This window comes from Robiginitomaculum antarcticum DSM 21748 (assembly GCF_000365025.1).
Classification (GTDB): domain Bacteria; phylum Pseudomonadota; class Alphaproteobacteria; order Caulobacterales; family Maricaulaceae; genus Robiginitomaculum; species Robiginitomaculum antarcticum.
Window position 1 is genome coordinate 246,600 of sequence record NZ_KB823014.1, and the last position, 12,976, is coordinate 259,575.

Below are 12,976 nucleotides of genomic sequence, written 5' to 3' on the forward strand. Positions count from 1 at the left end.
TTTTATCAAATAGAAGCTGTTTTATGCGCAATATCGTGTATATCTTTTTCCGAAATGACCGATTGAAAGTCAAATCGGCAAATCAGTAAGGTATGACTATGCGTATTGGCGACAAAGACAAAGCCGTTTTAAATTTACTTCGCGAAAATGCGCGGGCGACGACGACGGAGCTGGCTTCTAAACTCGGCTTATCGCGCTCCACCGTGCAAAAACGCTTGGAGCGTCTCGAAGACACAGGCGTGATCGAAGGCTACACCGTGCAGCTCTCTTCCGCCTATATGGATCAAGAGATCAAAGCCCATGTCTCGATCACGGTTGAGCCGCGCATGACCAATGAAATCATCACTGTCATGACCAAGATGCAGGGCGTGCGCGCCATCTACTCCGTCTCCGGACCCTATGATTTAATCTGTGAAGTGGCGGCATTATCCGTACGCGAACTCGACGCCGTCATTGATGATATTATCGAAATCACCGGCGTAGAGCGGACAGTATCGAGTGTGATTTTGAGTACAAGGTTGAAGCGGTGAAGCCAAACCTTTCGCCCGCACCCTCTGGCTTGACCAGAGGGTGACGGTAGCAGGGCACTACCTCACATCAAAACTGGCTAGCTTTGCAAAGAAGGCTGTCCAGTCATCATGCTCTGCGATCTCTTTCCAGAGCGCGCCGATCTGCTCATAAATCAGCGCTTTAAGGAAATCGCCCGTCTCGGGTTTGGCCATTGGAGTGTAACTATCAAACACAGTGCGCCACGTTGTGTAGGCGTCGGTTTTATAGTGGTCGAGATTGACGCTGTGCGAGTTAGCCTCGCCCTGCCCAAACGCATCATGGAAGAATTGTGGCCAGCTGGCGCGGCTGTTCTCCAACATTTCAAATGTTTTGAGCGTGAACACAGTGTCGCGTTCTAAATGACCGCTTGGCTCTATGCCCAGACGCCGAAACATGTGGCGCGTGACGGCCATTTGATACTCACTTTGGAAGCTTTGCAGCGCCTCCATCAAGCGGTCTTCTTCGTCAGTTAAAGACAGGCATTGCGCCAGTTGCGCAAGGTTCCAATACATCGCTTCAGGCTGTCGCGCGAAGGCATATAATTTGCCGTGGTCAAAATAAGCAGCCGTGAAATCCGCCTGCATATGGGGCAAAAACCGATAGGGGCCATAATCGAAACTCTCGCCCGTAATATTCATATTATCAGTATTCATCACGCCATGAACAAAGCCCGCCGCCATCCAGCTTCCAACCATATTAGCGCTGCTTTTGGCCGCTTCACGCAGCAGTCCCGCAGGCGTTTTATCTTCCGCGTCGGGATAATAATGGCGCAGGCAATAGTCCGACAAAACCGCTAGATTATCTTTGCTATTCTCAAAATATTGGCGCTGGAATGTGCCGAATCTTATATGGCCATGCGACAGCCGCGTCATGACGCAAGAGCGCGTCGGTGACGGCTCATCGCCGCGCGTTAGCTCTTCGCCTGTCTCTATCAGAGAGAATGTCCGCGACGTATTCACGCCAAGGCTTTCAAGATAGCGCGTGGCCAGAACTTCGCGCACCCCGCCTTGCAAAGTCAGGCGGCCATCACCGCTGCGCGAATGCGGCGTCGTACCGGAGCCTTTGGTGCCAAGGTCTAAAAGCCGCCCTTGATCGTCTCTTAATTGCGCAAATAGAAATCCGCGCCCGTCACCAATATCGGGATTATAATGGCGAAATTGATGACCGTGATAACGCAGCGCCAGCGGCTGTTTAATGTTATCATCCAGCGGCGTGAACCAGCCGAAATGGTCTTTCCACTGCTTATCCGACAGCCCCTCCAGTCCCACCGTTTTCGCGGCGCGGTTATCGCGATATCGCAATATATGTTTAGGGAAATCAGCCGGGCTAACAACGTCATAAAACGCATCGCCCAGCTCTGTGATTTTAACGTTGGGTGTATATTGCACTACATGCCCATTTCAGAGCCGAAATGGCTATGAACATTTTGGTAAAAATCCATCGCCATAATACGCTTGCGCCACGCGGTTAGCGCAGTAAATTCTGACAAATCGACCTGTGCCAACTCCGCCGGGTCAAGCGCAGCAATGGTCGAAATATCGGCGAGCGAGAACGCATCTGCTGCAATATAGTCGCGGGTCTCCAAAATTTTATTTAAGTGCGCGCAGTCCGTACCGAGCAGGCGCAGACCAAAGGCGAGCGATTTTTTATCCGGCTCTTCACCGAGGAATTTACAGACCACGCGGTTGAAAAACACGCGGCCCATAGCTTGACCGACATGCTGACTGGCAAAGGTAATCCAGCGATCGACATTGGCCCGCGCCTCAAGGTCTTTGGGAAACAGATCAGAGTTATGTTTCGTCGCAAGATAACGTAAAATTGCGTCGGATTCCGTGAGGGTAAATTCGCCGTCTTGGATGACCGGGACTTTGCTCATCGGATTGACCGCGACGAAAGCGGCGCTGCGCTGCTCGCCCGTTTGAAGGTTCACATTATGAAATTCATGTTCCAGTTCAAGCGCGCTAACGGCGTAGCGCACTTTATTGGACGGAGACGAAAACGGATTGGCGTAGACTTTAAGCATGACTGTCTTTCTGTAACATTTGTCTGCGAAGAAACTCTCCAACATCGACGGGAATTTTACGGCCTGGTGGAAAGGCGCGGGTGAAATTTAGAAAACCGTGCGGCATGGATTTTTCATGGTGATACTGCACTGACACGCCCGACAATCTTAAGCGATCCGCATAGGCGCGGCCCTCTTCACGTAATGGATCAAGTCCGCATGTCAAAATATAGGTCGGCGGAAGGCCGCGAAGGTTGGATTCAAACATGGGCGACAGGCGCGTATCATGGACATCAGCCCCGCAAACATAAGACTTCTCGATATAGGTGAGCGCGACCGCGCCAAGCTCTAGCCTGTCCTGCCAGCCGACAATATGCGGGCGTTTTTCAGACAGCTGCATAAGCGGGTAGAATAGAACCTGCGCGGATAAATCCTGCCGGTATTTCTGCGCCAGATAGGCCGCCAAATTGCCGCCCGCGCTGTCCCCGCCAATTGTAAGCTGCGTCCCGTCTATACCGTAAGCGTCCCCGCTTTGTGACATAGCCCAAACAAGAGAACGTTCGGCATCATCGGTTGCGGCCGGAAAGGCGTATTGCGGCGCAAGGCGGTAATCAACTGACAATACGCGGTGCCCTGAAGACAGCGCAATGCGCCGGCAAATACCGTCATGGCTGTCGAGGTTGCAGGTGACAAATCCCCCGCCGTGGAAATAAACATGCAGCGGCCCGACTTCATCCGCACCATGGGGCGTGTAAAGCCGCGCGGGAATATCATATTCGTTATGCGGCAATGTAATTTCGCGCACCGTCTGCATATTGGGGCCGGGCGTTTCAAATTTATAGGTCAGGCGCGAAATGCGCGCATGCACAAGGCCGAATTTGTCATCTGTCTCGCGAAACTGGGAGAGTTGCGCGCGCATATCATCTATCAGGCTCACGGCGTATATCCCCCACTCTTCAAAAAGCTGCGTTCTTGCGGTGTATTTTCCCGCCCCAGAACAATGTTACGATGCGGAAACCGTCCAAACTGCGCGATCAGCTTGCGGTGAGCGCGGGCATGGTGGAGCGTATTTTCATTGTCCAGCCCGCGCTCGATAAGACGCACGCATTCATCCTGATCGGCCATAATTTCGCTATGCATATAGGGCATGTAGAAAAAAGCGCGGCGCGATTGGTCCGTTTTCATGTCAAAATTCTGGGCCACGCCGCGCTTTGCTATGGCCAGAGCCAGCGCGTCCCACGCAAACATGGCCTTGGTCCCACGATACATATTGCGCGGAAACTGGTCGAGCATGATGATGAGCGCCAGCGCGCTGTCTGCACTTTCTTCCCAAGGGTGCGCGGGAAATTTAGTGGCCTGCAGCGCCGCATCTATTGCTGTATCTTCAAACCTGTCGCGAATTTCAGCGTCAAAGGCATCTGATTGCGCAAACCATTTTTTCGGTCCCGACTCATCAAACCATAACGTCAAAATATCATTCGGGGTGACGCTCACAAACGCACCTCTCCATTTTCAATATCCGTCACGGTCTGCGCGGATAGCGGCTCATATGTATCGCCCCTGGGCGGCGCATAATACAGCGGATCAGAGATTTTAGCGTGATCAAACCCCGCTTTAACCAGATCGGTTTTTTTGAACTTAAATGTACTGGTCGTGTCGGTCTCTTGTTGCAAACGCAGGAAGACGGGGCGCGCATAATGCGGCAGCTCTGCGGTGACATGGGCATATAGCGCGGCCAAATCGATGTCTTTATCCGTCACGATTGAGGCCATGCCCGCGCGCCCGTCATGACCGGGCACAGCGACGCCGTAGACATTAGCCTGCACAATACCGGGGAAGCCCGACAGAACGCCCGCCACTTCATTGGTTGCGACATTTTCCGCCTTCCAGCGATAGGTATCGCCAACGCGGTCGACAAAGTAGAAATAGCCGTCTTTGTCCCGGCGCACCAGATCACCGGTACGAAACCATTTATCGCCGGGTTTGAATACACCGCGCAGGATTTTCTTTTCAGTCGCGGCGCGGTTTTCATATCCATCGAAGCGAAACCGCGCTTCGTCCTCTTTGATCTCGCCGATCATTTCGCCGACTACGCCGGGTTTGGTCCGCACGGCCAGCCCGTCCCGCCCGCGCACATTACGTCCGCTATCAACATCATATTCGATCACATCAATATTGAATTTATGTTTCAGATATCCCGGGACGCGGCCAATCGCGCCGACGCGTCCGCGCACATTAATCAGGCTGACATTGCCTTCGGTCGCGCCGTAAAACTCGATCACATTCGGGATATTAAAGCGGCTGACAAATCCGGGCCAGACTTCAGGGCGTAGGCCGTTTCCGATGATAAAACGAATATTATGCGAGCGCTCCATAGGATGCGGCGGGGCTGAGAGTAAAAATCGGCATAGCTCTCCGACATACATAAAAAGCGTCGCGCCATATTCCGTGCATTCTTCCCAGAATTTGCTGGCTGAAAATTTGGGCCGTACAATAACTGCGCCTCCCTTCATCAGCGCGCAGCCCACACCGCACAGCCCGCCGGTCGCGTGATACATGGGCAGTACCATCATCATGCGATCCTCAGGACCGCATTTGGCACCGGCCGCAAATCCACGCATGTAATTCTGTCCGCGCACATGAGAGACTTTGGCCGCTTTAGGCAGGCCCGTCGTGCCGGATGTAAACATTTTTAAAAGCTGCTCTCCGGCTTTTATGCCCGCGCGATATTTGCGGTCCGGCCGCTCAGCAGATTGCGCCGCGATCATGGCGTCAAAACTGTCCAGACCCTTCACAGGCCCAAAAGCCGACAGCGCTATAATACTGTCCGCAATATCGGCTTTGGCCCCGAAATAAGCCTCGCTCATTTCATGATCAACAATTAGATATTTAGCCTCTGATATCGTCACGCAGTGCTGCAGCGCCTTACTGGCGAGTTGGTAATTGAGCAGCGCGGGAATGATCCCGACCTTGGTCAGACCATACCACAATGCGACATATTCGAGCCGGTTACGCACAAAGATGGCGACGCAATCGCCGCGCGTTAGCCCGGCATCGACCGCCCAATGGGCCACCTGATTGGCGTAGGCGTCAAAAGCGTCATAGGTCCAGATGCGCGCGTCTTCGATAAAAGCCAGATTGGGCCCAAATTCATCAACGCTGTTTTCAATATCATCAGGGAGCAGCCGCTCGGAGTTTGGATCCACGTCTTTAACATAGCTGAGCATACGCAGCAGATCGCTAATATAGCGGTATTCGCGTTTGATTGTGGACAGAAGACCCATGCTTTTCACCTCTATACGTTTTAACGCAAGATAGGCGGGGCGTGGCAGGGGTCAATAAAAAATCGGTATCAAATGTCATAGTTTTTATGTTGCGCGGATATAGGATAAATTCAATTTACTCTATTTTTACCACGTTAGCATTTTTATCATTCATCAGCCCAGCGCGTCACAAATAGAGCCATTGTTTTAACGTCTTACTTTTATAATCATATCCACTTCTGTTCGTTTTAAGGCCCATAAATATGGTAAAGATCACGAAAAAATCGCATGTACTCAACGTACTGTCGTCGAAATTTTTAACATGCCGGTCAGGCTCAATCGCTCCGATAGCCGCAACATCTCTGCTCGTCCTCGTTATGGCGACAGGAGGAGCGGTAGATATGTCCAATGTCTCGAGCATGCGTCAGAAGCTACAAAACGCTTCTGACACCGCAGCTCTTACCGGAGCGGTCAAAACAGGCACACAAGATCAACGCAGAGCTGATGCATTGGCGGCACTAAATGTCAATTTGTCGCCAAATACCGCAAGAAATATTGAGCTTGCCACTGTCGACTTTTCTGCTGACGGTAATGTTATTGTCAGTGTTCGCTCCACCTATGACACGATGTTTCTGGGCATCATTGGGCGGCACACGATTTCGCCGACGGTAACGTCAATAGCATCATCTTACGTTTCGGGAAATGATATGCGATGCGTTCACGCTTTGAATACATATGATCAATCTACATTAATATTTAACAGCAAACCCCGCGGGAGCGACATCTTCACAGGGACTTCATTATATGCCAACAGATGCCTAACGCAGGTCGATTCAAGGTCACCAAGTGCGGCATTATTAAAAGCAGGAACCTATTCCTCGGGCACAAATTGCTTTGTCGGATCCGATGGATCATCCATGGAAGGTATCAGTCCTGCCCCTGAAGCAGATTGCAAGGCCTTAGGCGACCCATTCCTCAACTACGCGCTGCCGGGTACGGGTGTCTGTAATTTTACCGGCGCAGAAATTTCTGGTTCAGGAACGGACAACAAGGCGACTGTCCACCCCGGTACATATTGCGGTGGATTAAGTGTTGAAGGTGATAAGGTCGAGTTTAAACCCGGAGTCTACAGAATACTCAATGGCCCATTAGAAATTAAGTCTGACTCATCCATAAAGGTAAAAAAAGACAAACATTCACACGCTGATGGCGTCACATTTATCGTCACGGGTACGGATGCCAGCATTCAACTGGAAGCTCAAGAAATAGATTTGAAAGCGTACCGAGACGGTCCTGCCCCTTCATTCATATTCTACGTCAAGGACACTAATGGATCCAAATCCGAAGACAGCAATATTATTGCTAAGCAGTTTCTGCGATTTGAGGGTATTATTTATGCGCCAAAACAGCATTTACAAATACGTTGGAGTCGACCTGCGGACGAGTTCTCGAAATATTGGGACAAGGCGCCGTCACCGTTCACATCGGTCATCGCGGATTCAATAGATTTTCACGGATATAGTCAGTGGGGGTTCGAATATTACCCTGATAGGACAGATTTGAAAATCCCGAAGGAATTGCTGTCGGAGCATTTTTCTCCGAGATTGGTCGATTAAGAAAAATGCATTTTGGTAAAACCTGAATCGCCAAAGTCTCATCCGAAGTTATAAAACCGACGCCCTAGACCCGTGTCAGTTCCGCAAGCCGAGCTCCCTGAAATTGTTAAAGTCCAAATTTAACTGGAAAAACACTATTTTCAGGTAAAGCCCTATTTTTGAAATGAGAGCAATAACGCGCAAGTAAAATGGCGCAATGTGTACATCGCCAGAAGTTAAATATTAAGTCTGCTGTTTAATTAATCCGGCAAGATTCGTGAGCTTTATATTTTTTGAGAGGGACTATGAATGTGAGTATTAGCGATCCATTACAATTATTCGCATTTGGAACGGCAGGCCTAATTTCAGCTATTTTGATACTATATCAAATATATTCCCGTTTCATGAAAAACGGCATAGATAAAGCGGTCATATTTCCGGCTATAGCAGGTGCTTTACTCGCCGTTTTCGCAGGCCTGAGTGCATTACATAATAAGTCAGGTGAATCCCTGGCTTGGTTATACAGCTCGGAAGCTATTGATCGCGGTTTGTTTGAGTGGGGCACCGTTTTGTGTCTTATTGGCGCGTCCTATTTTGCTATTATAGTTGCTCTAAAGGCAAGAGGTCTTCAACGTTATGTGTTCCTCGGGCTGGCTGTTGCAAGTTTTATTGTTGCCGGAGAAGAGCTAAGTTGGGGCCAATGGGTTTTCCGCTGGAACACTCCAGAAGTAATGGCTGAAATTAACCGCCAAAATGAGACCAATATTCATAATGTGGTAAATCCGCGTATTTATGATATATTATATTACATCATGGGGTTCACTATAATCGGCCTGTCTACTGTAGCCTTTTTCTTCTTCGGCAAATCAAATAACACTGATTCTGACCTTAAGAACGGACTGAAAGGACTTCTTGAAAGTGGTGGAAAATGGCTTCGAGGCAGCAATATCGGGCTGGTGGTCACGCTGAGCGCGGCAACACTTCTGCAACATGAATTATTAGAAGAATATGCGGAATTTGTGCTCGCCCTCACGGTAATGTTGTTCATAATCCATCATTATCAAGCGATTAAGAAACAGTCCAAATCGCAGCCTATGTCCAATTTTGTGACATAATAAGTGATGGGCCGTCATATCTTAAATAATAGCCTGGACCGCCTCGAGACGGGTCACTCTACTGATCTAGGACACTCACCTGTTTCGGGCCGTATTCGTAACGGTTTCTAGCCATTGAAAATCCGGTAATGTAATTTGGCGAGAGGCGCACTTCACGTTCACCGCCATTTTGTCCGCGCAGAAGCAAGAGCAGTCCCTGCCCGCCCTGAGCGCGCTGCATCACATCGCGTGGCACATAAATGCGCATATCCTCGCGGCGACGGCATGACGACGTTACAACATAATCGGTCGGGCCATAATCATTCCAATATCCTCCGCCATAATAGCGGCGCGGATAATTCCCGCGGTTATAACCGCGATAATTCACAGAGACAGAGCCAGCTCCGCGTCTACGGTGACTGGATATATCTCCCGCTTTTTGCGCGCTGGCAGTCGTCGCAAGATTAGGGTCTTGGAAATGCATGCCTTTCAGATCTTCGGTCTTACGCCGGCTAACCACAGGCTTTTTGGGCCTAGGGCGCGCGGCGGGTTTCGGCGCGGGCGCAGGACGGCTCACGGGCGCAGGATCCGGACGGCTCACAGGAGTCGATACTTTGGGAGCAGGCGCAGCGCGGCGGCCCGGGCGTCTGCGCGGCGGCGGAGTACCGCCCACATCACCAACCGGGCGACGGTAAATAGTCGGTTTAGGCTGGGGTCCATTTTCAGGGACATCCGGAGTATAAGTGCCGGGGTCTCGGCGGCGCGGCCGGCGCGGCCGGTCAACAATTACGCCGCCCGTTCCTGTATCGTCATCCGTACCCGGATCACGGTCATCATCATCATCGTGGTCGTCGTCATCATGGTCTCTATCACGGCGGTCCCCGCCGCGTCCGCGTCTGTGGCCACGGCCACCATATCTGCCATCGTCCCGGCCGCCATAATTTCCACCGCCGTAATAGCCGCTGCCATAATTAGGGGAGACATCCTGAACGCGGTCTTCGCAGGATAGAACGGTTGCCGAGAAATCAGCCAGCAAGACGGGCTCACCGCCAGCCCAGCGGGCACGGTTATAGACCCGCATTTCAGCCGGGTTAGCCGTCGGAGTTTCGTAAATCAGTCCAATATCAAGCCACGCGCCGCCGTCACGGTCTTGATAAGGCTCTGCAGTTTGAAGATAAGCTGTCGCCGTTGTTCCGCGCGCCCATCCGCCCTGTTTAATGGACGGAGCGCGCAATTGGCCGAGGCCGGTATAGCTGTCAATAACCGGAAAACTGCGCTGCGCAATCTCATCCGGGGCGCGTTCATTAATAGGCGTTACGCAAGCGCCAACAATCAACACCGTTCCGGACATAAGTGTAAATTTTGACATGCGGGACATAACGGCTCCTATAATACTTAAACACTATATAGTTTAGGCACAGTGAGAGCAAACTGAAGGCGGCATTCATATGGTGTTCATAGTTTGAGCGCCGAGAGGCTCAGCCTAACTGTCACGATGGCAAATTGGCCTTATGACACCGAATTCAGCTGTATTGTGATAAGCTGCTTGCATAGCTGTAGGCACGGCGCTAACAGCGCGCTTGCGCAAGATAGCGCATTGCTACATTTCCCATTGGGAAATGAGTAAACCGGGACGGCTTGCCGTCCCGGCGCTTCGTTGCATTTCATCCCAAGATGAAATGCGGGCACTATGCGGGTGTGGCGGAATTGGTAGACGCGCTGGATTCAAAATCCAGTTCCTCTGGAGTGTCGGTTCGAGTCCGACCACCCGTACCATAATGAATTCAAAGATCTGTCGGGTGTTGGTTGCACTCGGTAGGGCCATGTCCCTCTCAAAGAAATCCAAAGCAGTCTGTATCCTTAACAAAAGCCGCCTCATCGGAACTTTTAAAAAACTTATTCGTTTATTTTACAGACGAATTCATCAAAAAGGAGACTCTAATGAATAGCGATATAATTGAAGGAAATTGGAAACAGCTCAAAGGTGACGTCCAAATCCAATGGGGCAAGCTTACCAATGATGAGCTTGACCGGATTGAAGGTAACCGCAAAAAACTTGCAGGTAAAATACAAGAAAAATACGGTAAAACCAAAGACGAAGCCGAGCGTGAAATCAAAGAGTTTGAAAAATCACGCAAAAAATAATCTTTACCCTACGGTATGGTAAACAGTCGCCCGTCATGCGGGCGGCTATTTTTACGGTTTGATTTTGGCTCCTGTCAGCACTTCGCGATCTAATGAATCACCAGGAAGAACAGAAATATCACCTGTAGTTTCTAAAACAACGGTTTGGAGATTATCGAGTTTGAAGACATTAGCTTCACGCAGTTTTGCCCACACATCATTATCAGCAATGCGCGCGCTATTTAGCGCTTTTTCATTCCACATTCCCTTATCGACCAAAATGAGCGGTTCATTCTCGATAGCCTTTGAGAGCGCAGGAAAGTCACGTTTCAATCTGGCTATCAACCATTGCAACGCTAATATTGCGGCCATAGCTAAAATCGCTTGGATGAAGGCTGGCCAATCAGTTGCACTTGCTGCATTGGCAAGCAATGAGCCGGTCGCAACAGTTGAGATAAAATCGAAAGCGGTCATTTTAGAAAATGTACGCAGACCGATTATGCGCACTATAATTACCACCCATATCAGTCCAGCCGGGCCAAGTATTATACTTCGCGCTAGAAGGTCAAAGTCAGGAAGGTTTTCAAAAAACATATAATCTAGGACTTTCAGTGTTAAATAATAAGAATTTTTACCTTAACATGCTCAGCATTCCCGTAACATATTAGATCTCCAATCATAGTGTGAAAACTTTTGAGGCGCGCGCATACGTTATAAAAATACTCATGTGGTCATATAGTGTGGTCAGATAGAATGTGTTGAAGGCTTCGCCATATTAAGTCTTACATATAGCCTTTTGGAATGTAAGATAGAGTCCGTCCACCCATACCCTTTAGACATTTATTAAATATGCCTTCATGGATTACTTATAAAGCCTCACCATGAGCCTGAACTCCTTTCTCGATAATATGTATGAGCAGGTCAAAACCCTTGCCCGTCACCGCCGCGCAGAGACCGCTTTGTGCGCCGTGTCCTTTGCCGAAAGCTCCTTCTTTCCGATCCCTGTCGACGTTATGATCATCCCGATGGTACAGGCGCGCCCCGAACGTTGGCTTCGGATTGCATTTCTGGCCAGTCTATTTTCTGTCATTGGCGGAATCGCAGGCTATTTCCTCGGCATGTTGTTTTTTGAAACGCTCGCCGCGCCGCTCCTGGATTTACTCGGAAAAACCGACAGCATGGCCATTTTCCGCGAGAAGATAAATGCCCATAGCGGATTATGGGTTTTTGGCGCGGGCTTTACGCCCTTCCCTTATAAAGTCATCACAATTATGAGCGGAGCGGTTCCGGTCAATTTCGGTATTTTTGTGACCGCCAGCGTTTTGTCGCGCTCATTACGGTTTTTCCTCGTCGCAGGGATTGTGAAAAAATTCGGCCAAAAAGCAGAAGATATTATCAAAAAGAATTTCGCGCTCGCGACAATTATCATTTTTGCTATTCTCGCCGGCCTGTACGCGATCCTGCATTACGCCCTTTAAGGATACAGGCCGACGACTTTGCCGAAGCCATACTGCGCAAATATGCGCCTGCGGGCGGGGGCGGCCTCAGGTCCGATCAGCAGAGCACAATCCGGCGGCTCCTCACGGCTGTCTTTTGGCAGTTCCAAAAGTAGAGATTTAATACGGCGGGCAATAGCCTGCCCGCTATCGACCCAATTTATTGTCTGGCGCGTGACGGATTTAAGCTCGTCCATGAGCAGTGGAAAATGAGTACAGGCTAAAACCACTGTGTCAATATCAGCGCCGAAACGTCCCTCGAACAGCGGCGAAACTTCGCGGCGCAATATGTCCATATCGACCTTGCGGCCCGACATCTTGTTCTCAGCCAGCGCAACTAAAGCCGTCGAGCCTTGCAAAAGTACGCGGCAATCTCCGGCAAAATTTGCGATTAGATCATCAACATATTGGCGCTTCACCGTGCCGGGCGTTCCCAGCACAGCCAAAGTGCGCGTCCGGCTTTCTTGCGCGGCCGGTTTTACCGCCGGAACCACACCTACGACCGGGGCGCGTACGGCGTCGCGGATCACGTCCAGCGCGGTGACTGAGGCTGTATTGCACGCCAATACGATAATGTCGGGACGCACCGCGATTTCCAGCGTAGCCAGTAAGCCCGGCAGGCGCGCGCGCAATGCAGCCGCGCTTTTGCTGCCATAAGGACGGAACATATCATCAGCCACATAGGTCAAGGACAGACCCGGCGTTTCGCGGCGGATATGATCGGTCACGGACAATCCGCCCATACCGCTGTCAAAAATCAGTGCTCTATGGCCCATGGTGATCCTGAAATTTATCCTTTGGAATACGCTGTGTGATTCGGTTATTTCACTGTGCAGGCTTTAACCGCAATATG

13 protein-coding genes and 1 tRNA gene are annotated in these 12,976 nt (G+C 50.5%); 6 read left to right on the forward strand and 8 right to left on the reverse strand.

Annotation, left to right across the window (positions count from 1 at the left end; all coding sequences use genetic code 11):
* Positions 1–98 precede the first annotated feature (98 nt).
* Positions 99–530, forward strand: a complete 432-nt coding sequence (locus tag H142_RS0113165) for an Lrp/AsnC family transcriptional regulator (protein ID WP_017932620.1) — start codon at positions 99–101, stop codon at positions 528–530.
* A gap of 57 nt (positions 531–587) precedes the next feature.
* Here the strand turns inward: H142_RS0113165 and H142_RS0113170 are convergent, their stop codons facing one another.
* From H142_RS0113170 to H142_RS0113190, 5 genes are read right to left on the reverse strand one after another with little or no spacing between them, the layout of a single operon-like run.
* Positions 588–1,937 (reverse strand): protein adenylyltransferase SelO family protein, encoded by a 1,350-nt coding sequence (locus H142_RS0113170; protein WP_017932621.1) that lies wholly within the window; start codon positions 1,935–1,937, stop codon positions 588–590.
* Complete coding sequence (locus tag H142_RS0113175) at positions 1,937–2,572, reverse strand: glutathione S-transferase family protein (RefSeq protein ID WP_017932622.1); 636 nt, start codon at positions 2,570–2,572, stop codon at positions 1,937–1,939. Before H142_RS0113175 ends, H142_RS0113170 begins: the two co-directional genes overlap by 1 nt.
* On the reverse strand, positions 2,565–3,488 hold the full coding sequence (locus H142_RS15850) for an alpha/beta hydrolase (RefSeq protein ID WP_017932623.1): 924 nt from the start codon (positions 3,486–3,488) through the stop codon (positions 2,565–2,567). The genes H142_RS0113175 and H142_RS15850 overlap by 8 nt, the downstream gene beginning before the upstream one ends.
* Positions 3,485–4,045, reverse strand: coding sequence for a DUF924 family protein (locus tag H142_RS0113185; RefSeq protein WP_017932624.1), 561 nt, complete (start codon positions 4,043–4,045; stop codon positions 3,485–3,487). Before H142_RS0113185 ends, H142_RS15850 begins: the two co-directional genes overlap by 4 nt.
* The gene (locus tag H142_RS0113190; protein WP_017932625.1) at positions 4,042–5,835 is read right to left on the reverse strand and encodes a long-chain-acyl-CoA synthetase; all 1,794 of its coding nucleotides are present in this window, start codon (positions 5,833–5,835) and stop codon (positions 4,042–4,044) included. Before H142_RS0113190 ends, H142_RS0113185 begins: the two co-directional genes overlap by 4 nt.
* Before the next feature lie 242 nt (positions 5,836–6,077).
* On the opposite strand from H142_RS0113190, the gene H142_RS15855 reads away from it, so the two are divergent.
* A complete protein-coding gene (locus H142_RS15855; protein ID WP_083899045.1) occupies positions 6,078–7,430 on the forward strand; it encodes a TadE/TadG family type IV pilus assembly protein in 1,353 nt (450 codons plus the stop codon).
* A 284-nt stretch (positions 7,431–7,714) separates the two neighbouring features.
* Positions 7,715–8,524 carry a hypothetical protein gene (locus H142_RS0113205; RefSeq protein WP_017932628.1) on the forward strand — a complete coding sequence of 270 codons (810 nt, stop codon included), beginning with the start codon at positions 7,715–7,717 and terminating at the stop codon, positions 8,522–8,524.
* Between the two features lie 58 nt (positions 8,525–8,582).
* On the opposite strand, the gene H142_RS0113210 is transcribed toward H142_RS0113205, so the two are convergent.
* Complete coding sequence (locus tag H142_RS0113210; protein ID WP_156812036.1) at positions 8,583–9,872, reverse strand: hypothetical protein; 1,290 nt, start codon at positions 9,870–9,872, stop codon at positions 8,583–8,585.
* Between the two features lie 323 nt (positions 9,873–10,195).
* Here H142_RS0113210 and H142_RS0113215 point away from each other — a divergent pair.
* Together H142_RS0113215 and H142_RS0113220 are read left to right on the forward strand one after the other, a co-directional pair.
* Positions 10,196–10,279 (forward strand) — tRNA-Leu (locus tag H142_RS0113215).
* Positions 10,280–10,444: 165 nt separating this feature from the next.
* Positions 10,445–10,648, forward strand: coding sequence for a CsbD family protein (locus H142_RS0113220; RefSeq protein WP_017932630.1), 204 nt, complete (start codon positions 10,445–10,447; stop codon positions 10,646–10,648).
* 51 nt (positions 10,649–10,699) lie between these two features.
* Here the strand turns inward: H142_RS0113220 and H142_RS0113225 are convergent, their stop codons facing one another.
* Positions 10,700–11,221 carry a DUF421 domain-containing protein gene (locus H142_RS0113225; RefSeq protein WP_026148063.1) on the reverse strand — a complete coding sequence of 174 codons (522 nt, stop codon included), beginning with the start codon at positions 11,219–11,221 and terminating at the stop codon, positions 10,700–10,702.
* A 287-nt stretch (positions 11,222–11,508) separates the two neighbouring features.
* Here H142_RS0113225 and H142_RS0113230 point away from each other — a divergent pair, with 287 nt between their 5' ends.
* Positions 11,509–12,105, forward strand: coding sequence for a YqaA family protein (locus H142_RS0113230; protein WP_017932632.1), 597 nt, complete (start codon positions 11,509–11,511; stop codon positions 12,103–12,105).
* On the opposite strand, the gene murI is transcribed toward H142_RS0113230, so the two are convergent.
* Positions 12,102–12,899: a glutamate racemase gene (murI, locus tag H142_RS0113235; protein ID WP_017932633.1), complete on the reverse strand. Its 798-nt coding sequence runs from the start codon at positions 12,897–12,899 to the stop codon at positions 12,102–12,104. The two genes, H142_RS0113230 and murI, sit on opposite strands and share 4 nt — an antisense overlap.
* Positions 12,900–12,976: the final 77 nt, after the last annotated feature.

Bases quoted from the DNA above. Each gene is read 5' to 3' on its own strand.
- H142_RS0113205 (WP_017932628.1), top strand. From the start codon at position 7,715: ATGAATGTGAGTATTAGCGATCCATTACAATTATTCGCATTTGGAACG.
- H142_RS0113165 (WP_017932620.1), top strand. From the start codon at position 99: ATGCGTATTGGCGACAAAGACAAAGCCGTTTTAAATTTACTTCGCGAA.
- H142_RS15855 (WP_083899045.1), top strand. From the start codon at position 6,078: ATGGTAAAGATCACGAAAAAATCGCATGTACTCAACGTACTGTCGTCG.
- H142_RS0113190 (WP_017932625.1), bottom strand. From the start codon at position 5,835: ATGGGTCTTCTGTCCACAATCAAACGCGAATACCGCTATATTAGCGAT.
- murI (WP_017932633.1), bottom strand. From the start codon at position 12,899: ATGGGCCATAGAGCACTGATTTTTGACAGCGGTATGGGCGGATTGTCC.
- H142_RS0113225 (WP_026148063.1), bottom strand. From the start codon at position 11,221: ATGTTTTTTGAAAACCTTCCTGACTTTGACCTTCTAGCGCGAAGTATA.
- H142_RS0113230 (WP_017932632.1), top strand. From the start codon at position 11,509: ATGAGCCTGAACTCCTTTCTCGATAATATGTATGAGCAGGTCAAAACC.
- H142_RS0113210 (WP_156812036.1), bottom strand. From the start codon at position 9,872: ATGTCAAAATTTACACTTATGTCCGGAACGGTGTTGATTGTTGGCGCT.
- H142_RS0113220 (WP_017932630.1), top strand. From the start codon at position 10,445: ATGAATAGCGATATAATTGAAGGAAATTGGAAACAGCTCAAAGGTGAC.
- H142_RS0113175 (WP_017932622.1), bottom strand. From the start codon at position 2,572: ATGCTTAAAGTCTACGCCAATCCGTTTTCGTCTCCGTCCAATAAAGTG.